Raw genomic sequence first — 25832 nt, forward strand, 5'->3', positions numbered from 1 at the left:
CAGGTCTAGTGCCGCGCGCCTCCCGTCCCGGGGGGCGGGCCCCCCCCGCCCCCCCCGCCCGGCCCCCCCCCCGGCGGCGCCCCCCCCCCCCCCCCCCCCCCCCCCCCCCCCCCCCCCCCACACCCCCCCCCCCGCCCCCCCCCCCCCCCCCGGGGCCGGGAACCGGGACGGGCGTCGTCGCCTCACCGGCACCGCCGGCCCCACCCCGCCTACGGACTCCGCAGGCTCCGCACGTCCAGGTGCCGCAGCACCCGGTCCACGATCTCCGGGTCCGCCCCCGGCTCGCTCCGCGCGGCCAGTACCTCGTGCCGGGCGGCGGACATCATCTCCCGCTGGATCCGCTGCACGTCCCGGATCCGCTCCACCCGCTTCCCGTACGCCTCCCGCCGCTCCTCGTCGACCAGGTCGGGGCTGATCCTGGCGCCGACGTCGTACGCACGCCGGTACAGGATCTCCACGAGGTCCTCGGGCAGGTCCTCGACCTGCTCGATCTCCTTCAGCCGCCGCTTCGCCGCCTTCGCCGCGCGCAGCGCCAGCTGCCTCCGGCCCTCGCGCTCGGCGTCCGCGTCCGCCTCCACCCCCAGCCGCCGCACCAGCCAGGGCAGCGTCAGCCCCTGGCAGACCAGGGTCACCATGATCACCGCGAAGGCGATGAACACGATCTCGTCCCGGCCGGGGAAGGGCTCCCCCGCGCCCGTGCGCAGGGGGATGGCCAGGGCCAGCGCCACCGAGGCCACCCCGCGCATCCCGGCCCACCACATCACCACGCTCTCCCGCCAGCTCAGCGGGATCTCCTCGTCGTAGTCGCGCCGACGGTGCAGTTTCTTCGCCAGCCAGCCCGCCGGGAGCAGCCAGACCAGCCGTACGCCGACGACCACCACGATCACGACCGCCGCCCAGCCGGCCATCTCCCAGGCCCGGCCCTTCGCGACGCCGAAGACGTTGTGCAGCTCCAGGCCGATCAGTCCGAACGCCACGCCGGTGACCAGCGTGTCGACGATCTCCCAGAAGGTGTGCCCGGCGAGGCGCCCCAGCACGTCGTCGGCGTCCGAGGCGAACTCGGCGAGGAACAGGGCGGTGGTCAGCACGGCCAGCACCCCCGAGCCCCGGAGTTCCTCCGCCACCACGTACGCGACGAACGGCACGAGCAGCGTCAGCCCGATCTGGAGCGTGGCGTCCCCGAGCCGGCCCATCATCCATTGCGTCACCCAGCCGAGCCCGAGCCCCACGGCCACCGCGACGACCGCGGACAGCACGAACTCCCCGAGCGCGTCGGGCCACGAGAAGCTGCCGCTGACGACGGCGGCGACGGCCACGTGGTAGAGCACGATGGCGGTGACGTCGTTGAACAGCCCCTCCCCCTCCAGGATCGACACCATCCTGCGGGGCAGCCCGAGCGATCCGGCGACGGCGGTGGCCGCGACGGGGTCGGGAGGGGCGATGAGCGCGCCGAGCGCGACGGCGGCGGCGACGGGCAGCCCCGGCACGACGGCGTGCGCGACGGCCGCAACGGCGGCGGTGGTCACGAAGACCAGGGCCACGGCCAGCAGCAGGATCGGCCGCACGTTGGCCGCGAACTGGCGCCAGGAGGTGCGCTGCGCGGAGGCGTACAGCAGCGGGGGCAGGAGGAGCGGCAGGATGTATTCGGGCGGGATGTCGACGTTCGGCACGACGGGCACCAGTGCCAGCGCCACCCCGATGATGGTCATCAGCACGGGCGCGGGCAGCCCCAGCCGGTCCCCGAGCGGAACGGTGACGACGGCCCCGAGCAGCAGCACGAACAGCAGAGCAAGCTGATCCACTCCCCCACCCTGCCAGGCCGCTGCCGCTGGGCCACGAGGGTGGGGGCCGCCGCACCCACGTGTCGGCCCCCGGGCCGCCCCGGACGGGTCCGGGTCCCCGCGGCCGGGCCGCACCGGCGTGTCGGAGCCCGACCCGCGGCCCGTCGCGCCCCGGATCCCCACGGGTGCGGGTCACGACACGGCGCTCCGCGCCCGCGCCTCAAGCGCCGGCGGGGCTGGAATTGCGCTCCGCGCAATCCAGCCCCGCGGCTGAGGCGCGAGGCCCGCACGCGAGCACGCCCCGCCAGGCAAAATCCAGCCCCGCCGGCGTTTGAGGCGCGGGGGTCCGGGGGCTGGCCCCCGGCAGCGGGCCCGCACCCGAGTACGCGCCCCGGGTCTACGACAGAGGGCGCCGCATCGACCGGTGCGGGATGCCCGCGTCCTGGAACTCCGGCCCGTAGGCCACGTAGCCGAGCCGCTCGTAGAACCCCATCGCGTGCGTCTGCGCGCCGAGGTCGACCGCCGTCAGTCCCAGCCCGGCCGCCTCCGTCTCGATCGCCCGGACCAGCGCGACCCCGACGCCCAGTCCGCGCGCGGACTTCCGTACGGCGAGGCGCCCCAGCGAGCCGACCTCCGGCGAGCCGGTCTTGCCGAGGGCCTCGGGGCCGTGCAGCAGGCGTCCGGTGCCCAGGGCCTCACCCTCCGGGCCCACGGCCAGCACGTGCACCGCGACCGCGTCGTACGCGTCGTACTCGATCGACTCCGGCACGGACTGCTCGACCACGAACACGTCGGTCCGCACCGCGTAACAGGCGGCCAGATCCTCCTCCGAGGAAGCCACCCGCACCGAGACGGAAGTCACTGGCTCTCGGCCCGGATCACGTCCAGCGCGTGCTGGAGGTCGGCCGGGTAGCCGCTCTCGAACTCCACCCACTGCCCGTCGGCCGGGTGCTCGAAGCCGAGTCGCACGGCGTGCAGCCACTGCCGGGTCAGCCCGAGCCGCTTGGCGACGGTCGGGTCGGCGCCGTAGGTCAGGTCGCCGACGCAGGGGTGGCGGTGCGCGGACATGTGCACGCGGATCTGGTGCGTGCGCCCCGTCTCCAGCTTGATGTCCAGCAGCGACGCGGCGCGGAACGCCTCGATCAGGTCGTAGTGGGTGACGGAGGCCTTGCCGTCCTGGGTCACCGCCCACTTGTAATCGGCGCTGGGGTGGCGCCCGATCGGCGCGTCGATGGTGCCGCTCATCGGGTCCGGGTGGCCCTGCACCAGCGCGTGGTAGCGCTTGTCGACGACCCGCTCGCGGAACTGGTTCTTCAGCGAGGTGTACGCGCGCTCGGACTTGGCGACGGCCATCAGGCCGGAGGTGCCGACGTCGAGGCGGTGGACGACGCCCTGCCGCTCGGACGCGCCGGAGGTGGAGATCCGGTAGCCGGCGGCGGCGAGCCCGCCGATGACGGTGGTGCCGGTCCAGCCGGGGCTCGGGTGCGCGGCGACGCCGACCGGCTTCATGATCACGACGATGTCGTCGTCGTCGTGGACGATCTCCATGCCGGGCACGGGTTCGGCGACGAGCTCGACCGGGCGCGGCGGGGCGGGCATCTCGACTTCGAGCCAGGCGCCGCCGTGCACGCGCTCGGACTTGCCGACGACGCTGCCGTCGACCGAGACCTTCCCCTCCGACGCCAGCTCGGCCGCCTTCGTCCGGGAGAAACCGAACATACGGGCGATGGCGGCGTCCACGCGCTCGCCTTCGAGGCCATCGGGAACGGGCAGGGTGCGGATCTCGGGAATCGTACTCACCCGTCGAGTATGCAGGACTCGGCAGAGGACCATTCCCGCGATCGGCCCGGGACCGGCCCGCGACGGGCCCGCGGTCAGTCCTTGTGGACGGTGCCGTCCGGGTCCAGGCCCTTGAAGGACAGCAGGACGATCAGGATGCCGCCGCACACGATCGCCGAGTCCGCGAGGTTGAAGACGGCGAAGTGGGCGGGGGCGATGAAGTCGACCACGGCGCCGCGGAACACGCCCGGCGAGCGGAAGATCCGGTCGGTGAGGTTGCCCAGCGCGCCGCCCAGCAGCAGACCGAGGGCGATCGCCCACGGCAGGCTGTACAGCTTGCGCGCCAGCCGGACGATCACCACGATCACGGTCGCCGCGATACAGGTGAAGATGATCGTGAACGCCTCACCGAAGCCGAAGGCGGCGCCGGGGTTGCGGATCGCGTTGAACTGCAGCAGATCGCCGAGGACCCGGATCGGGGGCTGGTGCTCCAGCCGGGCCACGACCACCATCTTGCTGCCGAGGTCGACCAGGTACGCGAGCACCGCCACGACGAGCAGCGCCGCGATCCGCCGGCGCCCCTTGGGCGCGTCCGGCCCCGACTGCGGCTCGGCGTCGTCCCCGACCTCCGGCGTACCGATGATGCGCTCCGCCTCTGCCACGTGAGTCCCTCGACTAGCTCGATCCCGACGAGACACGAGAGTACGTCAGGGGACGTACCTCGTGCCTAGTGCCTCCGCTCCTGCTTCTGCTTGCAGTCCACGCACAGGGTGGCCCGGGGGAAGGCCTGCATCCGCGCCTTGCCGATGGGCTGCCCGCAGTTCTCGCAGAGTCCGTACGTGCCCGCCTCCAGGCGTTCCAGGGCCCGCTCGGTCTGCTCCAGCATCGAGGTGGCGTTCGCGGCGAGGGCCAGCTCGGACTCCCGGGTGATGTTCTTGGTCCCGGTGTCGGCCTGGTCGTCGCCCGCGCCGTCTCCCGAGTCCCGCATCAGGCCCGTGATGGCCACCTCGGAGGCGTCGAGCTCGGTGCGCAGCCGCAGGATCTCCGAGACCAGCTCCGTACGGGCCTCCTCGACCTCCTGCTCGGTCCAGGGGTCCTCGCCGGGGCGTACGGCGAGCTCGCCGGGCGCGGTGGCCGCCGCCGTGGCCCGCGCCTTGGGGAGCCCGCTGGTGGCCGCAGCGGCCGTCTTCCTGGCCGTACCCGCAGTCTTCTTGGCAACCACTTTCCGAGCTCCCGTCTTCCGCGCGGCCGGGGCCGCCCCCTCGGCTGCGGCCGGGGTGGCCGCCGCCTTGCCCGTGGTGCTCTTCGCGGCCGCCCTCGTCGCCGTGGCGTCGGCCGGCTTCGCCGGGGCCTTCTGCGCCGCGGTCTTCTTCGCGACGGCCTTCTTCGTGGTGGTCTTCTTCGTGGTGGTCTTCTTCGTGGTGGTCTTCTTCGCCGTTGTCTTCTTCGCCGCCGTCTTCTCGGCCGGAGCAGCCCGTTTGGCGGCAGGCGTGGAGCCTGGCACAGCAGCCACCTCCTGCGTCGCCGTCTTCTTCGCCACCATGGCCGCGGCCCCTTTTCACATACTGCGATCTTGTTCGTGAATCGTGCCGGAACGATAAATCGGCGCCGACCACACGGCAACGGGGCACGCGTCCATCGAGGTCAACCTGCATCCGTTGTGCCCAGCGGGAAGCCCGGTAATCCGCCCCGCCCGCCCCACTGGATCCCGTACCGGGCGATCAGCCCGTCCGGGTCACGCCGCCGGCGCCGCGATAACCGGTCTGCCGACCCGGGCCCCGGCCCTTACACTGGGCGCAGCGAGAGGCACGGACGGGGACGAGTAGCGTCGGACGCAGCCAGGAGCGACCCGGGGACGGTGAGAGCCCGGGGGCGAGCGCGATGTGAAGGATCACCCCTGAGCCGCCGGAAGAAAGCCCGTACGGATCCCCGGGGGGCGAGTAGAACCGGCTTCGCACCCCAATGAGGGGGCCGCCGGACCTGTCCGGGGGCCAAGGAGGGTGGTACCGCGGGAGCATCAGCGCTCTCGTCCCTCCGGACGGAACTGACACCCCGCCGGAGGAAGAGTTCAGCCTCATGACCACACCGCCGCAGTACCGCCCGGTACCCGCCCAGGTCGACCTGCCTGCCCTTGAGCACGCGGTCCTCGACTTCTGGCGCGAGAGCAAGACCTTCGCGAAGACCCTGGAGCAGTCCGAGGGACGCCCCGAGTGGGTCTTCTACGAGGGCCCGCCCACCGCGAACGGCATGCCCGGCGCGCACCACATCGAGGCCCGCGTCTTCAAGGACGTCTTCCCCCGGTTCCGCACCATGCGCGGCTACCACGTGGCCCGCAAGGCCGGCTGGGACTGCCACGGCCTGCCCGTCGAGCTCGCCGTCGAGAAGGAACTCGGCTTCAACGGCAAGCAGGACATCGAGGCGTACGGCATCGCCGAGTTCAACGCCAAGTGCCGCGAGTCCGTGACCCGCCACACCGACGCGTTCACCGAGCTCACGACCCGTATGGGCTACTGGGTCGACCTGGACGACGCCTACCGGACCATGGACCCCGAGTACGTCGAGTCCGTGTGGTGGTCGCTGAAGGAGATCTTCAACAAGGGCCTGCTCACCCAGGACCACCGCGTGGCCCCCTGGTGCCCGCGCTGCGGCACCGGCCTCTCCGACCACGAGCTGGCGCAGGGCTACGAGACGGTCGTGGACCCCTCGGTCTACGTCCGCTTCCCGCTGACCTCCGGTCCCCTCGCGGGCGAGGCGGCCCTGCTGGTCTGGACGACGACCCCGTGGACCCTGGTGTCCAACACCGCGGTCGCCGCCCACCCCGAGGTCACGTACGTCGTCGCGCGCCGTACCGGCGTCGAGGACTCGGAGAAGCTCGTCGTCGCCCAGCCGCTGCTGGAGAAGTCCCTCGGCGAGGGCTGGGAGGCCACCGGCGAGTCCTTCACCGGCAAGGAGATGGAGCGCTGGACGTACCAGCGCCCCTTCGAGCTGGTCGAGTTCCCGGCCGAGGCCCACTACGTCGTGAACGCCGAGTACGTCACGACCGAGGACGGCACCGGTCTGGTCCACCAGTCCCCCGCCTTCGGCGCCGACGACCTCGCGGTCTGCCGCGCGTACGGCCTGCCCGTCGTGAACCCCGTCCGCCCCGACGGCACCTTCGAGGAGGAGGTCCCGCTGGTCGGCGGCGTCTTCTTCAAGAAGGCCGACGAGAAGCTCACCGCCGACCTCGACGCGCGCGGCCTGCTCTTCAAGCACATCGCCTACGAGCACAGCTACCCGCACTGCTGGCGCTGCCACACGGCCCTGCTCTACTACGCGCAGCCGTCCTGGTACGTCCGCACCACCGCCGTCAAGGACGCGATGCTGCGGGAGAACGAGAAGACGAACTGGTTCCCGGACTCGGTCAAGCAGGGCCGCTTCGGCGACTGGCTGAACAACAACATCGACTGGGCACTGTCCCGCAACCGCTACTGGGGCACCCCGCTGCCGATCTGGCGCTGCGAGGAGAACCACCTCACCTGCGTCGGCTCGCGCGCGGAGCTGAGCGAGCTGTCCGGGCAGGACCACTCGGCCCTGGACCCGCACCGCCCGTACATCGACGACGTCACCTTCACCTGCACGGCCGAGGGCTGCTCCCTGGAGGCCGTCCGCGTCCCCGAGGTCATCGACGCCTGGTACGACTCGGGCTCGATGCCGTTCGCGCAGTGGGGCTACCCGTACAAGAACAAGGAGATCTTCGAGAAGCGCTACCCGGCGCAGTTCATCTCGGAGGCCATCGACCAGACCCGCGGCTGGTTCTACACGCTGATGGCGGTCGGCACCCTCGTCTTCGACAAGTCCGCCTACGAGAACGTGGTCTGCCTGGGCCACATCCTCGCCGAGGACGGCCGCAAGATGTCCAAGCACCTGGGCAACATCCTCCAGCCGATCCCGCTCATGGACCAGCACGGCGCCGACGCGGTGCGCTGGTTCATGGCGGCCGGCGGCTCCCCGTGGGCGGCGCGTCGCGTCGGCCACGGCACGATCCAGGAGGTCGTCCGCAAGACCCTCCTCACGTACTGGAACACCGTCGCCTTCCAGGCGCTGTACGCCCGTACCTCCGGCTGGGCCCCCTCGGCGGCCGACCCGGCCCCGGCGGACCGCACGGTCCTGGACCGCTGGCTGCTCTCCGAGCTCCACACCCTGGTCACCGAGGTCACCGGGGCGATGGAGTCCTACGACACCCAGCGCGCCGGCAAGCTCCTCTCCGCCTTCGTCGACGACCTCTCGAACTGGTACGTGCGCCGCTCGCGCCGCCGCTTCTGGCAGGGCGACAAGGGTGCCCTGCGCACCCTGCACGAGGTCGTCGAGACGGTCACCCGCCTGATGGCCCCGCTGACCCCCTTCATCACGGAGCGGGTCTGGCAGGACATGATCGTCCCGGTCACCCCGGAGGCCCCCGAGTCGGTGCACCTGTCCACCTGGCCGGTCGCGGACGCCACCGCGATCGACCCGGTCCTGTCCCAGCAGATGCTGCTGGTCCGCCGCCTGGTGGAGCTGGGCCGCGCGACCCGCGCGGAGTCCGGGGTCAAGACCCGCCAGCCGCTGTCGCGCGCGCTGGTCGGCGCGGCCGGTTTCGACGCGCTCTCGCCGGAGCTGCAGGCCCAGATCACGGAGGAGTTGAACGTCTCCTCCCTGGCCTCCCTCTCGGAGGTCGGCGGGTCCCTGGTGGACACCACGGCCAAGGCGAACTTCCGGGCGCTGGGCAAGCGCTTCGGCAAGGGCGTGCAGGACGTGGCCAAGGCGGTGGCCGCGGCCGACGCGGCGGCGCTGTCGCTGGCCCTGCGGTCCGGCTCCGCCGAGGTCGAGGTGAACGGGGAGTCCGTTTCCCTCACCCCGGAGGAGATCATCATCACGGAGACCCCGCGCGAGGGCTGGTCGGTGGCCTCCGACTCCGGCGCGACGGTCGCCCTGGACCTGGAGATCACGCCGGAGCTGAAGCTGGCGGGCCTCGCCCGTGACGCGATCCGCCTGATCCAGGAGGCCCGCAAGAACTCCGGCCTCGACGTGGCGGACCGCATCGCCCTGCGGTGGTCCGCCACGGAGCCGGAGGTCGTCACGGCCCTGACGGACCACGCGGCCCTGATCGCGGACGAGGTCCTCGCCACGGACTTCGCCTCCGGCGAGGCGGACGCGGCGTACGGCGAGCCGTTCACGGACGAGTCCCTGTCCCTGACGTTCCGCCTCCGCAAGGCGTAACCCCCGGGCCGGCGGCCCGCACCCTTCCCTCCGGGGGGTGCGGGCCTTTTCGTTTTCCGGTACCCGCCCCGATCGCGGGGCGCGGCTCACAGCACGGCGCTCCGCGCCCGCGCCTCAATCGCCGGCGGGGCTGGAATTGCCCTCCGGACAATCCAGCCGCCGCCGGCGTTTGAGGCGCGGGGTCTGGGGCGGAGCCCCAGGGTCTTTCAGCCGCGCCGGCGACTGAGGCGGGAACGGAGGAAGGGCGGGTAGGGGACAGCCCGCGCAGCGGGCACCGGCAGCGGCGCCCGGGTACGGGAACGGGGCGGGCCCGGGTTCCGATGGGAACCCGGGCCCGGCCCGTAAGACTGCCGACGACGAGCGGCGGCGCCTAGTTGTCGTCCTCGTCGATCAGGAAGCCCCGCATGGGAGACGGCGCCTGCTGCATCGGCTGCGGCGCGGCCGGCCGCACCGGAGCCATCGGCTGCGTCATCGCCGGGGACATCTGCTGCTGGCCGCCGTAGGACGGGCCACCACCCATCGGGGAGGGACCGCCCATGGGGGCCGGAGCACCCATGGACGGGTTGCCCATCGAGTGACCCATGGCACCGGCCGGAGCCATCGACGGCGAAGGCGACGGCGGCAGCGCCGGACCGGCCGGGTTGCGCGGCGGGGCCAGGGAGTCGTCGGCCTGGGTCTCCAGCTGGCGCAGCTGCGACTCCAGGTAGGACTTCAGACGCGTACGGTACTCGCGCTCGAAGCCCCGCAGGTCCTCGACCTTGCGCTCCAGCGTGGCGCGGGCGGACTCCAGGGAGCCCATCGCGACGCGGTGCTTCTCCTGCGCGTCCCGCTCCAGCGCGTCGGCCTTGGCGCGGGCGTCCCGCTCCAGGCCCTCGGCGCGCGAACGGGCCTCGCCGACGATCTTGTTGGCCTCGGAGCGGGCCTCCGCGATCGCCTGGTCGGCGGTCTGCTGCGCGAGCGACAGGACGCGGGCGGCGCTGTCGCCACCGGGGCCCTGCTGCGGGAGCTGCGGCGGCTGCTGCATCTGCTGCATGGGCTGGCCCATGGGCTGCATCTGCTGCCCCATCGGCTGCATCTGCTGGCCCATCGGCTGGCCGAGCGGGTTCTGGCCACCCATGGACTGCTGCTGCATGGGGGGCTGGCCCATCTGCTGCTGCGGCGCCATGGGGTGCTGGCCACCCATGGACTGCTGCTGCATGGGGCCGCCCATCGGGCCCGGACCCTGCGGTCCGTGTCCACCGGGACCGGGCGGCAGCTGCGGCTGGCCGCCGGGAAGCTGCGGCGGGCCCATCTGCGGCTGCTGCTGCTGCGGCGGGCCGGATATGGCCGCGGGCACGGGGGCGCCCGGGCCTCGCTGGTCCTGGGGCTCCGGCTTGCGCATGTTCTGCTGCTGCTGCTGGCTCTGCGCGGCGGCACGCGTCGCGGCGGCCAGCTTGGCGCGCAGGTCCTCGTTCTCGCGCAGCAGGCGCGTCAGTTCGGACTCGACCTCGTCGAGGAAGGCATCGACCTCGTCCTCGTCATAGCCTTCTCGGAGGCGGACGGTCGTGAACTGCTTGTTCCGCACGTCCTCGGGGGTCAGCGGCATGTCTTCTTCACCTCTACGTAGTCGTCGGCAGTCGGCAAGACCGTATCGGGACTGTCCCCGCGCCCGCGGGGAAGCACATCGTTCACACGCTTCTCGCAGCGGTGCTCACGAAACTGATGAGGATGTAAACGATGATCATCAGAACGAAGAAGGACAGGTCGAGTGCCACGCCCCCGAGACGCAACGGCGGAATGAATCGCCGGAGAAGCTTGAGCGGTGGATCGGTGACAGTGTAGGTGGCCTCCAGAACGACCACCATCGCCTTGCCGGGTGTCCATGAACGTGCGAACTGGAACACGTAGTCCATGACCAGTCGGAAGATCAGCACGATGAGGAAGCACATCAGCGCGATGTAGACCACTTGCAGTGCGACGCCCATCCCGCGCTTCCCTCTCCCCGTTCTCGCTCTGTTCCCGGTCCCGTGTCTGACGGATCGGTCTAGCTTTGGTTGAAGAACCCGCCCTCCGCGATGCGGGCCTTGTCCTCCGCCGTGACATCGACGTTAGCAGGCGACAGCAGGAACACCTTCTGTGTCACGCGTTCAATACTGCCGTGCAGACCGAAGACGAGGCCGGCGGCGAAGTCGACGAGACGCTTCGCGTCCGTGTCGTCCATCTCCGTGAGATTCATGATCACCGGAGTGCCCTCACGGAAGTGTTCCCCGATGGTACGGGCCTCGTTGTAGGTCCGGGGGTGCAGCGTCGTGATGCGGTACGGCTCCCGCTCGGAGACGACCTTGGGCATGATCACGGGTGCGTTCTTCTCCAGGTTGGTGCGGTCAGGTGTGATGGATGCCACGGGGGCAATTCGCGCGGGACGTCCGTTTTCTGACGGAATTGGGAGGGGCTCCCGCGGCGCCGGAGGCTGTACGGCTCGTACCGGTTCGTCCGTTACGGGCGATTGGTGCACGGGCTGCTGTCGGCGATCCCGGTCCCGCGCGCGCTCCGGCTCCGGCTCGGGCTCGAACTCGTCATCGGGGTCGTACCCCGGGTTGTCGTACCGGTCGTCCTCCACGAGGCCGAGGTAGACCGCCATCTTGCGCATCGCGCCGGCCATTCTCCGAGTCCTCCGCTCTGTGGTGGATCGCCCTGTCGCAGGTGTCGCTGTGTCCGTCAGCAAAGTAGCTGTGTCACCAAAGTCACCAACTGCCCGCGATCCACGTGGTCTGTCCGCTCATCTGCGGAAATGACCATATTTTCTGCTGTGGTCCGACTTTCTTCGCGACGTTACCCGAGCCGGGGTCTCGCGCCGAGTACCGCAGTGCCGACGCGTACATGTGTCGCACCCGCCAGCACGGCCTGTTCCAGGTCGGCGCTCATTCCGGCCGACACCATCGTGGCAGCCGGATGGTCCGCGCGCAGGCCGGATGACAATTCCACCAGCCGCTCGAAGGCCTCCCGTTCGCGCCCCGCGTAGGGGCCGGCCAGCGGGGCGACGGTCATCAGGCCGTCGATCCGCAGTCCCGGCGCGGCGGCCACGAGGTCCGCCAACTCCGGGAGCAGGTCCGGCGCCGCGCCTCCGCGCGCGCCGCGCTCCCCCGACTCCGCGTCGAGCGCGATCTGCACCAGACAGCCGAGTTCGCGCCCCTGCGCCTCCGCAGCCGCCGACAGCGCCGTGACGAGCTTCGGCCGGTCGACCGACTGCACGACATGTGCGTATCCCGCCACGGAACGGACTTTGTTCGTCTGCAACTGACCCACGAAGTGCCAGTTCAACGGCAGATCCGCGCAGGCCCCGGCCTTGGGCGCGGCGTCCTGGTCCCGGTTTTCCGCAACATGACGGACGCCCAGCTCCGCCAGCAGTCGTACGTCGCTCGCCGGATATGTCTTGGTGACCACGATGAGGGTCACCTCGTCCCGCCCCCGGCCCGCGGCCGCGCAGGCGGACGCGATGCGCTCCTCCACCCGCGCGAGGTTCTCCGCGAGTTCCGACTTACGGTCTGTCATCAATCCGTTCCAACCACACATATCCGGCGAGCCGCCCGGTCACCCGGTCGCGGCGGTACGAGAAGTGGTCCCGCGACTCCAGTGTGCAGACCGCGGAACGGTGGCGGTACGCCACCCCCGCCTCCGCCAGCTGCGCGTGCACCCCGGCGACCACGTCCACCGCCGGCGTCCCCCAGCTGGTCTCGGCCCACGCGGCCGGAACCACGGCGGCGACCGCCTCCCGCATCTCGGCGGGCACTTCGTAGCACCGCCCGCAGACGGCCGGTCCGGTACGGGCGACCATGCGCGCGGGGTCCGCGCCCAGGGCCGTCATCGCCTCGACCGCGGCCGGCACCACTCCGGCCACCAGGCCGGGCCGCCCGGCGTGGGCGGCACCGACGACCCCGGCGACGGGGTCGGCCAGCAGCACGGGGGTGCAGTCGGCGGTGAGCACGGCGAGGGCGAGCCCCCGACGCGCGGTCACCACCGCGTCCACCGCCGGGACCGCGTCACCGGCGGCCCACGGGCCGTCCACCACTGCGACGTCCCGTCCGTGCACCTGGTTCATCCAGACGACGAGGTCCGGGTCGACGCCCAGCTCCCGCGCCACGGCGGCCCGGTTCGCACGAACGGCGGCCGGGTCGTCTCCGACCGCGCCGCCGAGATTGAGCTCCTCGTACGGAACGGCGCTCACTCCGCCCCACCGGTCGGTGAAGGCGAAGTGGGCGCCGCTCTCGTGATGCTGCCCCAGTGTCACTTCAAGAAGTCCGGAACATCCAGCTCTTCGGCCGGGCTGTCCTGGTACGGCCGGGCCGTCGGCACCTGCGGCGCGGGCATCGGCTCGACGGGGATCTCCACCGGAGCCGGGGGCTCCTCGCGCGGGGTGACCGTGCCGAGTCCGCCGAAGGCCGGGCGGACCGGCTCCGGGGCGCGCACCGGCGCGGGGGCCGGCTCCTCGCGCTTGGTGGACGCGGCGCCGATGACGTTGTCCCGGCGGGCCGGGGGCTGTCCGCCGTCGAACCCGGCCGCGATCACGGTGACCCGTACCTCGTCGCCGAGCGCGTCGTCGATGACGGCGCCGAAGATGATGTTCGCCTCGGGGTGGGCGGCCTCGCTGACCAGCTGCGCGGCCTCGTTGATCTCGAAGAGGCCGAGGTCCGAGCCACCGGAGATGGAGAGCAGGACGCCCCGCGCCCCGTCGATGGAGGCCTCCAGCAGCGGCGAGGAGATCGCCATCTCGGCGGCGGCCACCGCGCGGTCGTCGCCGCGGGCCGAGCCGATGCCCATCAGTGCGGAGCCGGCCTCGGACATGACGGACTTGACGTCCGCGAAGTCGAGGTTGATCAGACCCGGGGTGGTGATGAGGTCGGTGATGCCCTGGACGCCGGAGAGCAGGACCTGGTCGGCCGACTTGAAGGCGTCCAGGACGCTGACCTGGCGGTCCGAGATGGACAGCAGGCGGTCGTTGGGGATGACGATGAGGGTGTCGACCTCTTCGCGGAGCTCGGCGATGCCGTCCTCCGCCTGGTTCGCGCGGCGCCGGCCCTCGAAGGTGAACGGCCGGGTGACCACACCGATCGTCAGGGCGCCCAGCGAGCGCGCGATGTTGGCCACGACGGGTGCGCCGCCGGTGCCGGTGCCGCCGCCCTCGCCGGCGGTGACGAAGACCATGTCGGCCCCCTTGAGGACCTCCTCGATCTCCTCGCGGTGGTCCTCTGCCGCCTTGCGGCCGACGGCCGGGTTGGCTCCGGCGCCGAGGCCCCGGGTGAGTTCACGACCGACGTCGAGCTTGACGTCGGCGTCGCTCATCAACAGCGCCTGGGCGTCCGTGTTGATGGCGATGAACTCGACACCCTTGAGACCGACCTCGATCATTCGGTTGATGGCATTGACACCACCGCCGCCGACACCGATGACCTTGATGACTGCGAGGTAGTTCTGCGGTGCTGCCACGTCGAAGGCCTCTCGCCTCGATTACGTGTCGCCGCTTCGCGGGTCTGCGGTGCGACGACTGATGCCGAAATTGGGACGGTTCGTACGCGCCGACCCGAACCCTAACCCTGAAGTTTAGGGTTAGGAGTGTGTCTGTTCTCTGGACTCTTCCGAACAGGACACTAAGTCGACAAGTAGCGCGGGTTCAACGAACACGCCGAACCTCCCGTTTTTCTTTTCACCCTATGTGATCACCCGTATCGGTGGCCAACCAGGGTGCTTCGCTGTTCGACCGGACGTCAACTCCCGGACACCGCGGGCGCGGTGGGTACGCTCACGTCGAAGTGGTCGGCCTTGGGCGAGGCTTTCAGCAGAGCGGTCAGCGCGCGGCCCTTGGCCTCACCCAGTTCGCCGCTCCCCCACACGACCGTGCGCCCCTTGGTCAGCTGGAGCAGCACCGAATCGTACGACCGCACCTTGACCTGCAAAGTCTCTTTCGCGATCGCGGCGGGGAGGCTTCCGGCGATCCCCACCGCCTCCCGCAGGAGCCGCTGCTCGTCGAAGCGGCGGGCGCTCGGCGAGTGCTCCGCGGTCAATTCCAGGACCGGAACACCCGCGGGGGCGCGTCCGACCGTGTCGAATCGCACACCGGACGCGTCCACTTCGACGAACTCCGCTTCCTTCTTGATGAGCAGGACGGGTTTGCGTTCCGTCACTTTCAGCCCGATTCCGTGCGGCCAGGCCCGCACCACGTCGACCGAATCGATACGGGGGAGCCGCCGGCGCAGACGGCTCGCGATCTCGTCCGTGTCGACGCCGACGAGGGGCGCGCCGACGGGTACCGCCGCGGCCGCGAGGACCTGTTCGGGGGTGAGCACCTCGGTGCCGGAGGCCGTGACCTTCTCGACGCGGAGCCAGGAGGAGCCGTAGAGCGCCCAGGTGCCGCCCGCGGCGAGGACCACGGCGGCGGCGAGGGAGGCCAGGACGGGGACCCGGCGCGCTCGCGCGCCACCGGGTCCCCGGGGGCCCGACCTCTTCGACGACTTGGGCGGCTTGGGCGGCTTGGACGGACCCGGGCGCCTTTTCCCGCCCCGGCCCGACCGGTCGGACGTGCCGCGCTGTGCCGTCGTCGCTCCGGCCACTCCTGTGCCTCCTGGGTCTGGCTTCCCGCCTCAGCGGGCCCTGTTGGCCGCGACCGCCTCGTAGACCAGGCCGACGAGCAGTTCGTCGGCGTCCCGGCGGCCGAACTCGGCGGCGGCGCGGGACATCTCGTACAGGCGGTGCGGATCGGACAGCACCGGGAGGACCTGGCCGAGCACCCAGTCGGGCGTCAGTTCCGCGTCGTCCACGAGCAGGCCGCCGCCGGCCTTGACCACCGGCTGGGCGTTGAGCCGCTGTTCGCCGTTGCCGATGGGCAGCGGTACGTAGGCGGCCGGCAGTCCGACGGCGGAGAGTTCGGCGACGGTCATCGCGCCCGCGCGGCACAGCATCATGTCGGCGGCGGCGTACGCGAGGTCCATCCGGTCCACGTACGGTACCGGGACGTACGGCGGCATCCCGGGCATGTTGTCGACACGCGGCAGTTCGTTCTTCGGGCCGACCGCGTGCAGGATCTGGATCCCGGAGCGCTGGAGGGTCGGAGCGACCTGCTGGATCACCTCGTTGAGGCGGCGGGCGCCCTGCGAGCCGCCGGAGACCAGCAGCGTCGGCAGGTTGGGGTCCAGCCCGAAGGCGGCGCGCGCCTCGGGGCGGACGGCGGCCCGGTCGAGGGTGGAGATGGACCGGCGCAGCGGGATGCCCACGTAGCGGGCGCCGCGCAGCTTGCTGTCCGGGGTGGACACCGCGACGGCGTGCGCGTAGCGGGAGCCGATCTTGTTGGCCAGTCCGGGCCGGGCGTTGGCCTCGTGGACGATGATCGGCACCCCGAGCCGCTTGGCGGCCAGGTAGCCGGGCAGGGCCACGTAGCCGCCGAAGCCGACGACGCAGTCCGCCTTGGTCCGGGACAGGATCTCCTCGGCGGCCTTGATGGTGCCGCGCAGCCGCCCGGGGACGGTGATCAGCTCGGGCGTGGGCTTGCGGGGCAGCGGTACGGCGGGGATCAGCCCCAGCTCGTAGCCCCGCTCCGGGACCAGCCGCGTTTCAAGGCCGCGTTCGGTACCGAGGGCGGTGATGCCCACGGTCGGGTCCTGCCTGCGCAGGGCGTCCGCGAGGGCGAGCGCCGGCTCGATGTGGCCGGCGGTCCCCCCACCGGCGAGTACGACATGCACCGAAATTCACCGCTCTCCGGACGGACGCCTCTTGACGCGCCGTCTCATCGACTTCCATATCGGCCCGCTCCGCTGCCGGCCGAACCTCGGCCGGCGCATCGCGAGCGCCGCTCGCGCCGCCGGCTCCTCCCGCGCGAAGGCGATGAGCAGTCCGACCGCGAACATGGTCGGCAGCAGGGCCGACCCTCCGTAGGAGAACAGCGGGAGGGGCACACCGGCGATCGGCAGCAGGCCGAGCACCGCACCGATGTTGATCACGGCCTGGGCCGTGATCCACGTGGTGACGCCTCCCGCGGCATACCGTACGAAGGAGTCCTCCGTGCGTCCGGCCACGCGGATACCCGCATAGCCTAGGGCCGCGAACAGGGCGAGCACCGACAGCGTCCCCGCCAGCCCCAGTTCCTCACCGGTGATGGCAAAGATGAAGTCGGTGTGGGCTTCGGGCAGTTGCCCCCATTTTTCCACACTCGCCCCCAGGCCGGAACCGAACCATCCACCGGATGCCAGGGCGTAGATCCCGTGCACGGCCTGCCAGCAAAGGTCGTTCTTGCCCGGATCCGTCGCCCCGAGGCAGGCGAGCCGGTCCATGCGGTGCGGGCTGGTCTTGATGAGCAGTGCGACGATCACACCCGCGAAGAGCAGGACCCCCGCGAACATCCGGGTCGGCGCCCCGGCGAGCCAGAGCAGCCCGAACAGGACGGCGCCCAGGATCATCGCGGTGCCCATGTCCCCGCCCAGCATGATCAGCCCGAGCAGCAGGAAGGCCACCGGGACCAGCGGCACCAGCAGGTGCTTCCACTGGCTCAGCAGCCCTTTGTCCCCCTTGCGGGCCAGCAGGTCGGCGCCCCACAGGATCAGGGCCAGTTTGCCGAACTCACTGGGCTGGAGCATGAACGGACCGCCAAGGGAGATCCAATTCTGGTTGCCGTTGATCGAGACGCCTATCCCGGGGACCTGGACCAGGACCATCAGGAACAGGGTGCCGGCGAGCACCGGATAGGACAGGGCCCGGTGCAGCTTGACCGGCATCCGGGAGGCTGCGAAGAGCAGGACGGAACCGATCAGGGCGGCCAGGAACTGCTTCTTGAAGAAGTACGCGTCCCCCAGGCCCAGCTGGAGGGCCTTGATCATGGAGGCCGAGTAGACCATCACCAGGCCGAGCCCGGTGAGGAGCAGCGAGCTGCCGAAAATCAGGTAATAGGCCGTGAGCGGCCGGTCCCAGGCCTTGCTCAACTGCCGCTGTGCGCGCCGCAGCCGCTGCAGCGGCCCGCGGGCGGGCCGCCGGGCGGTGACCGCGGGGCGTTTGCGGCCCTGCGCCTTCACGGCGGCGGGTCGCCGCCCCGGCAGCATCTGCTTGGCCGGCATCTGTGATCTTCCCCTCCACTCGTACGAGGCGAGCAGCCGGGTCGGGCAGGAATCCTGCCCCGGATCGACCTAGGCGCTCTCGGCGGCCAGTTCGCGCACGGCGTCGGCGAACGCGTCCCCGCGCTTGTTGTAGTTCGCGAACATGTCCATCGAGGCACACGCGGGAGCGAGCAGGACCGTGTCGCCGGACTTCGCGAGCCGGGCCGCCTCCCGGACCGCTGCGAGCATCGCCCCAGTGTCGGTCCGTTCGAGGTCGACGACCGGGACCTCGGGGGCGTGTCGCGCCAGTGCCTCGGCGATCAGCGCCCGGTCGGCGCCGATCAGCACCACCGCGCGCAGCCGGTCTGCGGACTTCTGGACGAGCTCGTCGAAGGTCGCGCCCTTGGCGAGGCCCCCGGCGATCCAGACGACCGGTTCGAAGGCCGCGAGGGAGGCCTCCGCGGCGTGCGTGTTGGTGGCCTTGGAGTCGTCGATGTAGGTGATCCCGCCGACCTCGTCCACGTACGAGACGCGGTGGGCGTCGGGGCGGAAGTCGCGCAGGCCGTCGCGGACCGCGCGCGGTTCCACGCCGAAGGCGCGGGCGAGGGCCGCCGCCGCGAGGGCGTTGGCGATGTTGTGCGGGGCCGGCGGGTTGACGTCCTTGACCTCGGCGAGCTCCTGGGCGTTCTTCTGCCGGTTCTCGACGAAGGCGCGGTCCACGAGGATCCCGTCGACCACGCCGAGCATGGAGGGGCCGGGGGCGCCGAGGGTGAAGCCGATGGCGCGGCAGCCCTCCTCGACGTCCGCCTCGACGACCAGGGCCTCGGTGGCGGGGTCGGCGACGTTGTAGACGCACGCGACCGTGTTGCCCTCGTAGATGCGGCCCTTGTCGGCGGCGTAGGCGTCCATCGAGCCGTGCCAGTCCAGGTGGTCCGGGGCCAGGTTCAGGACGGCGGCCGAGTGGGCGCGCACCGAGGGCGCCCAGTGCAGCTGGTAGCTGGAGAGCTCGACGGCGAGGACGTCGTAGGTCTCGTCGCCGGTCACCACGTCGATGATCGGGGTGCCGATGTTGCCGACGGCCGCGGTCTTCAGACCGGCCGCGCGCAGGATCGACGCGAGCATCTGGGTGGTGGTGGTCTTGCCGTTGGTGCCGGTGATCGCGAGCCAGGGCGCGGCGTTCTCGCCGCGCAGCAGCCAGGCGATCTCGACGTCGCCCACGACGTCCACCCCGGCCTCGGCCGCGGCCGCGAACAGGGGGCTGTCGGGCTTCCAGCCCGGCGAGGTGACCACGAGGCCCGTGCCCTCGGGGAGGGTCTCCGCGTCGCCCAGGCGTACGGAGATCCCCGCCGCCTCCAGCTCCGCGGCACGGGACCGGTGGCCCTCGCTGTCGCCGCCGTCGACGACGGTCACCGAAGCGCCGAGGCCGGCCAGGGCGCGGGCGGCACTGATGCCGCTCACGCCGAGACCGGCGACGGTGATGTTCCTGTCCTGCCAGGAGGTCACTTGTCTGCTGCCCATCCCGCGTAGAAGAGACCGAGACCGACGATCACGCACATGCCCTGGATGATCCAGAAGCGGACCACGACGAGGACTTCGGACCAGCCCTTGAGTTCGAAGTGGTGCTGGAGCGGGGCCATGCGGAAGACGCGCTTTCCGGTCAGCTTGAAGGAGCCGACCTGGATGACGACCGACATCGTGATGAGCACGAAGAGGCCGCCGAGGAGTGCCATCAGGAGCTCCGTGCGGGAGCAGATGGCGAGGCCCGCGAGTGCGCCGCCGAGGGCGAGCGAGCCGGTGTCACCCATGAAGATCTTGGCGGGCGAGGTGTTCCACCACAGGAAGCCGAAGCAGGCTCCCATCAGGGCGGAGGCGACGACCGCGAGGTCCAGCGGGTCGCGCACTTCGAAACAGGCGTTCGGGTTGGTCAGGGTCTGCGCGTTGACGCAGGACTCCTGGAACTGCCAGACGCCGATGAAGGTGTAGGCGCCGAAGACCATCACGGCGGCGCCGGTGGCGAGGCCGTCCAGACCGTCGGTCAGGTTCACGCCGTTGGACATGGCCAGGATCATGAACAGCGCCCAGACCACGAACAGCACGGGCCCGATCGCCCAGCCGAAGTCCGTGACGAACGACAGCTTCGTGGAGGCCGGGGTCAGTCCGCGCGAGTCCGAGAACTGCAACGCGAGGACCGCGAAGGCGATGCCGACGATCAGCTGGCCGGCCATCTTGGCCTTGGCCCGCAGACCGAGCGAACGGCGCTTGACGATCTTGATGTAGTCGTCGAGGTAACCGACCACGCCCATGCCCGCCATCAGGAAGAGCACGAGCAGGCCGGACATGCTCGGCGATTCGCCGGTGATGGCCTTCGTCGCCGCGTACGCGATGAGCGTCGCCAGGATGAAGGAGATGCCGCCCATGGTGGGCGTGCCCTTCTTCCCGGCGTGGCCGCGGGGGCCGTCGTCGCGGATGAACTGGCCGTAGCCCTTGCGGGCCAGCAGCTTGATCAGGAGGGGGGTGCCGATGACGGTGAGGAACATACCGATGACACCCGCGAACAGGATCTGCCTCATCGGCCGGCGACCTCGCCCTCGCTGTCGAGCAGCGCCTGCGCGACCCGCTCCAGGCCGATCGACCTGGAAGCCTTCACCAGCACGACGTCCCCCGGGCGCAGTTCACTGCGCAACAGGTCCACTGCCGCCTGCGCGTCGGACACGAGCACCGACTCCTCACCCCACGAACCCTCGTTATATGCGCCCAGTTGCAGCCAGGACGCTTCCCTGCCCCCGACTGCCACGAGCTTGCTCACGTTGAGCCGGACGGCGAGCCGTCCCACCGCGTCGTGCTCGGCCAGCGCAGCGTCGCCGAGCTCGGCCATGGGGCCGAGCACCGCCCACGTACGTCCCCCCCTCGCCCTGGCGGAGTCCCCCATCGCGGCAAGTGCGCGCAGGGCGGCCCGCATGGACTCGGGATTCGCGTTGTAGGCGTCGTTGACGATCGTCACGCCGTCCGCGCGCTCGGTGACCTCCATCCGCCACCGTGACAGCGTGCCCGCCTCGGAGAGCGCTGTGGCGATCTCTTCGACGGACATGCCCAGGACATGGGCGACGGCGGCCGCGGCAAGCGCGTTCGACACGTGGTGCTCACCGTACAGCCGCAAGGTCACATCGCTGCACCCGGTCGGGGTGTGGAGTGTGAAGGAGGGTTGTCCGGCGGGTGTCATCCGCACCTCGGTGGCCCGTACGTCGGCGTCCTCGGCCTCCCCGAACAGGACGGTACGGGCCTTGGTGCGGGCGGACATGGCCCGCACCAGCAGGTCGTCGGCGTTGAGGACGGCGACCCCGCCGTCGGCTTCGGCCGGCAGGGCCTCGACCAGCTCTCCCTTGGCCTGGGCAATGGCCTCGCGACCGCCGAACTCGCCGATGTGGGCGGTGCCGACGTTCAGGACGAGTCCGATGCGCGGCGGGGTCAGGCCGGTCAGGTAGGCGATGTGGCCGATGCCGCGGGCGCCCATCTCCAGGACGAGGTGCCGGGTTTCGGCGGTGGCCTTCAGGGCCGTGAGCGGCAGGCCGATCTCGTTGTTGAGGGAGCCGGGCGTCCACACCGTGGGCGCGTGGTGCTGGAGCACCTGGGCGATGAGGTCCTTGGTGGACGTCTTGCCGGCCGAGCCGGTCAGCGCCACCACGTCGGTGCCGAGGCGTTCGACGACGGTGCGGGCGAGGACGCCGAGGGCCTTCTCGACGTCGGGGACCACGATCGCCGGTACGCCCACGGGGCGGGCGGCGAGGACGGCCGCGGCGCCGGCCGCGACCGCGCGCTCGGCGTAGTCGTGGCCGTCGACGTGCTCGCCCTCGAAGGCGGCGAAGAGGCTCCCGGGCTCCACCTGGCGGGAGTCGATGACGACGGGGCCGCCGATCCGCACCGAGGGATCCGGTATGTCGTGGGGCCGCCCGCCGGTGATGTCGGCGATCTCGGCGAGGGAAAGGGCGATCACTGGTTCACCTCGGCCTGTCGGGCGCTGTGCTGCTGGGTCTCGATGGCCGCGCGGAGCACGGCGCGGTCGTCGAAGGGGCGTACGACGCCCGCGGTGTCCTGGCCCTGCTCGTGGCCCTTGCCGGCGACGAGGACGGTGTCCCCGGCCGCGGCGCGCGCGACGGCGGCCGCGATGGCCGCGGCCCGGTCGGCGTCGACGAGGACGGTGGCGCGCTCGGCGGGCGGCACCGACACGGCGCCCTCGAACATCGCGGCGAGGATCGCGAGCGGGTCCTCGGAGCGCGGGTTGTCGGAGGTCAGGACGGCGACGTCGGCGTACCGGGCCGCCGCGGCGCCCATCGGGGCGCGCTTGGTGGTGTCGCGGTCACCGCCGCAGCCGAGGACGATGTGCAGCTTGCCGGTGGTGACCTCGCGCAGGGCGCGCAGCACCGACTCGACGGCGTCCGTCTTGTGGGCGTAGTCGACGACGGCCAGGTACGGCTGTCCCGCGTCGACCCGTTCCAGGCGGCCCGGGACGCCGGGGACCGCGGCGACGCCGTCGGCGGCGGTCTGCGGGTCCAGGCCGGCGGCGGCGAGCGTGACGATCGCGGCGACGGTGTTCGCGACGTTGAACGGGCCGGCCAGCGGGGCGGTGGCCCGTACGCGCTGTCCCTCGGGCCCGACCAGGGTCAGGGTGGAGTCCATGGGGCCGCTGACCACGTCCTCGGCGCGCCAGTCGGCGGCCGGGTCGCCGGCGGCGGAGAAGGTCACGACCGGGATCGGCGCCTCCTTCGCGAGGCGGCGGCCGTACTCGTCGTCGACGTTGACCACGCCGAGGCGGGCGCGGCGCTCGGTGAAGAGCTGCGCCTTGGCCTGGAAGTAGTCCTCCATGTCGGAGTGGAACTCCATGTGTTCCGGGCTCAGGTTGTTGAAGACGGCGACGTCGAAGACGCATCCGTCGACCCGGCCCAGCACCAGGGCGTGACTGGAGACCTCCATGGCCACGGCCTCGACGCCGCGTTCGCGCATGACGGCGAACAGGGCCTGGAGGTCGGTGGCCTCGGGGGTGGTGCGCTCGGACTTGATGCGCTCGTCGCCGATGCGCATCTCGACGGTGCCGACCAGTCCGGTCGTGCGTCCGGCGGCGCGCAGTCCGCCCTCGACGAGGTACGCGGTGGTGGTCTTGCCCGAGGTGCCGGTGATGCCGAGCTGGAGCAGGCCCTCACCGGGCCGGCCGTAGATCTCGGCGGCGAGCTCGCCCATCCGGCCGCGCGGGTCGGCGACGGTGAGCACCGGCAGGCCGGTCGCGGCGGCGCGGTCGGCACCCGCCGGATCGGTCAGCACGGCGGCCGCGCCGAGGGCGGCGGCCTGCGTGGCGAAGTCCGCGCCGTGGAGCCGGGCGCCGGGCAGGGCGGCGTAAAGATCGCCGGGGCGCACGGCACGGGAGTCGTGCGTGATGCCGGTGATCGGTGTGGCGCCTGAATCGGGCAGACCCAGCAGGGTGGCCAGCTCGCCCAGAGGGGTCGGGCGGGCGGACACGGGCCGGGGCGCTCCCGGCGGCGCTGCCGGGGCGTCTTTCTGGGCGGTTCTGGGCTGATCAGCGTGGGGCACGGCGGTGAGCGTACCGGGCGCGGCGGGCCGCTCGCGAAGCGAGGGCCCGCCCTGGGCGCCGTCGGCCGATTGGTTCCCGGGTTTCGGGGTGATGGTTGTCACTGATGGTGCCTCACGCGTTTCTGGCCGGGCGGCCGGTTCACCGCCCGGACTGCGGGCCGGTCTACGGGCTGGGCTGCGGGCTGGTCTGCGGGGCGGTCGGGGTGTTGTTCGGGGTGGCGGGCGGCGGGCCGCCGTCGAAGGTCACCGGGAGTCCCGCCGGGGCGGTTCCGGTGGGTGCGACCTGGAGGGTCTTGAGCGCGAACTCCATCACCGTCTTGTAGATCGGGCCGCAGATCTGGCCGCCGAAGTAACTGCCCTTGGTGGGGTTCTGGATGGCGCAGTAGACGGTGATCCGCGGGTTGTCGGCCGGGGCGAAGCCGGCGAAGGAGGCGGTGTAGCCCTTGTAGCGGCCGGTGGCCGGATCCACCCGGTTGGAGGTGCCGGTCTTGCCGCCGACCCGGTACCCGGGGATGCGGGCCCTGGTGCCGGTGCCCTCCTGGTCGTCGACCACGGATTCGAGCATCTCCGCGAGGGTCTTGGCGGTCCCCTGGCTGACCACGCGCGTCTGTTCGGGTGCCGGGGCCGGGGTGAACCGGCCGTCGGGGCCCTTGGTGCCGCGCACCAGGGTCGGGGTGATCCGGACCCCGCCGTTGGCGATGGTGGAGTAGACGGAGGCCGCCTGCATGGCGTTGAGCGACAGGCCCTGTCCGAAGGGGATCGTGTACTGCTGCGAGGTGGACCAGGCCTCCGGCTTGGCGAGGATGCCGCGGGATTCGCCGGGGTAGTTGAGGCCGCTGGGGTGCCCGATGCCGAACTTGTCCAGGTAGGAGTAGAGGACCCTGTTGGCCTCGGGCTGGGTGGCGCCGAGCTGGCCGGTGGCCAGGATGGTGCCGATGTTCGAGGACTTGGCGAGGACCCCGTTGAGGGTCAGGTACCAGGTCGGGTGGTCGACGTCGTCCTTGAAGAGCCGGTCGCCGCGGTGCAGCCGGTTGGGGACCTCGACGTGGGTGTCGGGGGTGGCCTTCTTCTCCTCCAGGACGGCGGCCATCGAGATCACCTTGGCCGTCGATCCGGGCTCGTACACGTCCTGGAGGGCGGCGTTGCCCATGGCGGCGGAACGGGCCCGGGTCAGGTCGTTGGGGTCGAAGCCGGGGGCGTTGGCCATGGCCAGGACCTCGCCGGTGCGGGTGTCCTGGACGACGACGTAGCCGCGGTCGGCGCCGGACTTCTCGACCTGCTCGGCGATCGCGGACTGTGCGGCCCACTGGATGTCGCGGTCGATGGTCAGCTCGATGTCGTCGCCGGGTACGGCGGGCTTCTCGCTGGATCCCGCGGTGGGGACGCGGCGGCCGCCGGACTGGGCGTACGTGAGCCGGCCGTCCTTGCCGGACAGCTTCTTGTCGAGGGAGGACTCCAGGCCGCCGCCGCCCTTGCCCTCGGCGTTGACGTAACCCAGTATCCCGGCGGCGAGATCGCCGTTCGGGTACACGCGCTTGCTGCTGACCTCGTTGAAGACGCCCGCGATGACGTTGGCGCCGGGGCCGTTGCCGCGCTTGTCGGCGGCGGCCTTGTCGGCGAAGAGCTTCTTGAGGTCCTTGATCTGGTTCCAGACCTGGGGGGTCTGACGGCGGGCCAGGATCACGTAGCGGGTGTTCTTGGTCTTCAGGCGTGCGGTGAGCTCCTTGGCGTCCTTGCCGAGGATCGGCGCGAGGAGCGCGGCGGCCTGCTCGGGGGCGTCGGGGGCCTTGCTCTCCTGCGGCGTGAACATCTTGGGGTCGGCGGTGATGTCGTACGCGTCGACGCTGGTGGCCAGGGCCACGCCCTTGCGGTCGGTGATCTCCCCGCGCTCCGCGGCCAGGGTGTAGCTGGCGAAGCGGTTCTCGGTGGCCTTGGCGGAGTAGGCGGACGCGTCGACGGCCTGCACCTGGAGGAGCCGGACGACGAAGGCCAGCATGACCAGGGTCAGCCCCACGCCGACCAGGCGCAGCCGGGGCCTCGGGCTGCCGAGGCGGATGGTGTGCGGGGTGCGCTGCGCGGCGGGGCGGCGGGTCGCGGGGCGGGAGGCCGGGCGGGCCGTGGCCCGCGCCCGCTCGCCGGGCCGCGGCCGCGGCGGCCCGGTCACTCTGCGGCGCGGAGGCTCCTTGGGGCTCACCGGGGCCCCCTCGACCATGCCGGCGGACGGTGGAAGGGCGGGGCGGGGAGATGCCCAGCAGGGGTCCGCGTCACGACGTCACCTTCCAGGGGTCTGGCTCGGCTGTGGCTGGGGGGCTTGCGGGGACGCGGGCTGACCCGTGGCGGGCGCGGGGCCCCCCGAGGGCGGGGCCGGCGCGCCGGACGCGGGCGGCTGCGCGCCCGGGGAAGT

The 25832-nt window shown here is 71.7% G+C and carries 21 protein-coding genes; 2 read left to right on the plus strand and 19 right to left on the minus strand.

Annotation, left to right across the window (positions count from 1 at the left end; all coding sequences use genetic code 11):
* Nucleotides 1-209: 209 nt before the first annotated feature.
* The 5 genes from ACEPPI_RS32260 to ACEPPI_RS32280 form a co-directional block, all read right to left on the minus strand.
* Complete coding sequence (locus tag ACEPPI_RS32260) at nucleotides 210-1802, minus strand: Na+/H+ antiporter (protein WP_373918805.1); 1593 nt, start codon at nucleotides 1800-1802, stop codon at nucleotides 210-212.
* Nucleotides 1803-2178: 376 nt separating this feature from the next.
* The gene (locus ACEPPI_RS32265) at nucleotides 2179-2643 is read right to left on the minus strand and encodes a GNAT family N-acetyltransferase (protein WP_373918806.1); all 465 of its coding nucleotides are present in this window, start codon (nucleotides 2641-2643) and stop codon (nucleotides 2179-2181) included.
* The gene (locus ACEPPI_RS32270) at nucleotides 2640-3581 is read right to left on the minus strand and encodes an RluA family pseudouridine synthase (RefSeq protein WP_373918808.1); all 942 of its coding nucleotides are present in this window, start codon (nucleotides 3579-3581) and stop codon (nucleotides 2640-2642) included. The genes ACEPPI_RS32265 and ACEPPI_RS32270 overlap by 4 nt, the downstream gene beginning before the upstream one ends.
* 74 nt (nucleotides 3582-3655) lie before the next feature.
* A complete protein-coding gene (lspA, locus tag ACEPPI_RS32275; protein ID WP_373918809.1) occupies nucleotides 3656-4222 on the minus strand; it encodes a signal peptidase II in 567 nt (188 codons plus the stop codon).
* A gap of 65 nt (nucleotides 4223-4287) precedes the next feature.
* Entirely contained in the window at nucleotides 4288-4782 is a 495-nt protein-coding gene (locus ACEPPI_RS32280; protein WP_373918810.1) for a TraR/DksA family transcriptional regulator, read from the minus strand.
* Between ACEPPI_RS32280 and ACEPPI_RS32285 the strand changes: the two genes are divergently transcribed.
* Both ACEPPI_RS32285 and ileS read left to right on the plus strand, forming a co-directional pair.
* The gene (locus ACEPPI_RS32285) at nucleotides 4772-5143 is read left to right on the plus strand and encodes a hypothetical protein (protein WP_373918811.1); all 372 of its coding nucleotides are present in this window, start codon (nucleotides 4772-4774) and stop codon (nucleotides 5141-5143) included. The genes ACEPPI_RS32280 and ACEPPI_RS32285 overlap by 11 nt on opposite strands.
* Before the next feature lie 493 nt (nucleotides 5144-5636).
* Nucleotides 5637-8795, plus strand: a complete 3159-nt coding sequence (gene ileS, locus ACEPPI_RS32290; protein ID WP_373918812.1) for an isoleucine--tRNA ligase — start codon at nucleotides 5637-5639, stop codon at nucleotides 8793-8795.
* Between the two features lie 370 nt (nucleotides 8796-9165).
* Here the strand turns inward: ileS and ACEPPI_RS32295 are convergent, their stop codons facing one another.
* From ACEPPI_RS32295 to ACEPPI_RS32360, 14 genes are all read right to left on the minus strand, one after another.
* Complete coding sequence (locus ACEPPI_RS32295; protein ID WP_373918813.1) at nucleotides 9166-10380, minus strand: DivIVA domain-containing protein; 1215 nt, start codon at nucleotides 10378-10380, stop codon at nucleotides 9166-9168.
* 82 nt (nucleotides 10381-10462) lie between these two features.
* Nucleotides 10463-10759, minus strand: coding sequence for a YggT family protein (locus tag ACEPPI_RS32300; RefSeq protein WP_030155988.1), 297 nt, complete (start codon nucleotides 10757-10759; stop codon nucleotides 10463-10465).
* A gap of 59 nt (nucleotides 10760-10818) precedes the next feature.
* The gene (locus ACEPPI_RS32305) at nucleotides 10819-11436 is read right to left on the minus strand and encodes a cell division protein SepF (RefSeq protein WP_266577714.1); all 618 of its coding nucleotides are present in this window, start codon (nucleotides 11434-11436) and stop codon (nucleotides 10819-10821) included.
* A 170-nt stretch (nucleotides 11437-11606) separates the two neighbouring features.
* Complete coding sequence (locus ACEPPI_RS32310; protein WP_373918814.1) at nucleotides 11607-12326, minus strand: YggS family pyridoxal phosphate-dependent enzyme; 720 nt, start codon at nucleotides 12324-12326, stop codon at nucleotides 11607-11609.
* The gene (pgeF, locus tag ACEPPI_RS32315) at nucleotides 12313-13062 is read right to left on the minus strand and encodes a peptidoglycan editing factor PgeF (protein WP_373918815.1); all 750 of its coding nucleotides are present in this window, start codon (nucleotides 13060-13062) and stop codon (nucleotides 12313-12315) included. Before pgeF ends, ACEPPI_RS32310 begins: the two co-directional genes overlap by 14 nt.
* Entirely contained in the window at nucleotides 13059-14258 is a 1200-nt protein-coding gene (gene ftsZ, locus ACEPPI_RS32320) for a cell division protein FtsZ (protein ID WP_356214318.1), read from the minus strand. The genes pgeF and ftsZ overlap by 4 nt, the downstream gene beginning before the upstream one ends.
* A gap of 278 nt (nucleotides 14259-14536) precedes the next feature.
* A complete protein-coding gene (locus ACEPPI_RS32325; RefSeq protein ID WP_373918816.1) occupies nucleotides 14537-15379 on the minus strand; it encodes a cell division protein FtsQ/DivIB in 843 nt (280 codons plus the stop codon).
* 30 nt (nucleotides 15380-15409) lie between these two features.
* Nucleotides 15410-16504 (minus strand): undecaprenyldiphospho-muramoylpentapeptide beta-N-acetylglucosaminyltransferase, encoded by a 1095-nt coding sequence (murG, locus tag ACEPPI_RS32330; protein ID WP_356214319.1) that lies wholly within the window; start codon nucleotides 16502-16504, stop codon nucleotides 15410-15412.
* Nucleotides 16505-16510: 6 nt separating this feature from the next.
* The gene (gene ftsW, locus ACEPPI_RS32335; RefSeq protein WP_373918817.1) at nucleotides 16511-17869 is read right to left on the minus strand and encodes a putative lipid II flippase FtsW; all 1359 of its coding nucleotides are present in this window, start codon (nucleotides 17867-17869) and stop codon (nucleotides 16511-16513) included.
* A gap of 69 nt (nucleotides 17870-17938) precedes the next feature.
* The gene (gene murD / locus ACEPPI_RS32340; RefSeq protein ID WP_373918818.1) at nucleotides 17939-19366 is read right to left on the minus strand and encodes a UDP-N-acetylmuramoyl-L-alanine--D-glutamate ligase; all 1428 of its coding nucleotides are present in this window, start codon (nucleotides 19364-19366) and stop codon (nucleotides 17939-17941) included.
* Entirely contained in the window at nucleotides 19348-20418 is a 1071-nt protein-coding gene (gene mraY, locus ACEPPI_RS32345; RefSeq protein ID WP_371678926.1) for a phospho-N-acetylmuramoyl-pentapeptide-transferase, read from the minus strand. Before mraY ends, murD begins: the two co-directional genes overlap by 19 nt.
* Nucleotides 20415-21839, minus strand: coding sequence for a UDP-N-acetylmuramoyl-tripeptide--D-alanyl-D-alanine ligase (gene murF / locus ACEPPI_RS32350; protein ID WP_373918819.1), 1425 nt, complete (start codon nucleotides 21837-21839; stop codon nucleotides 20415-20417). The genes mraY and murF overlap by 4 nt, the downstream gene beginning before the upstream one ends.
* Complete coding sequence (locus ACEPPI_RS32355; protein WP_373918820.1) at nucleotides 21836-23530, minus strand: UDP-N-acetylmuramoyl-L-alanyl-D-glutamate--2,6-diaminopimelate ligase; 1695 nt, start codon at nucleotides 23528-23530, stop codon at nucleotides 21836-21838. Before ACEPPI_RS32355 ends, murF begins: the two co-directional genes overlap by 4 nt.
* A gap of 61 nt (nucleotides 23531-23591) precedes the next feature.
* Nucleotides 23592-25640, minus strand: coding sequence for a peptidoglycan D,D-transpeptidase FtsI family protein (locus ACEPPI_RS32360; RefSeq protein ID WP_373918821.1), 2049 nt, complete (start codon nucleotides 25638-25640; stop codon nucleotides 23592-23594).
* Between the last annotated feature and the right edge of the window lie 192 nt (nucleotides 25641-25832).

The organism is Streptomyces sp. AB3(2024) (assembly GCF_041862025.1).
Classification (GTDB): domain Bacteria; phylum Actinomycetota; class Actinomycetes; order Streptomycetales; family Streptomycetaceae; genus Streptomyces.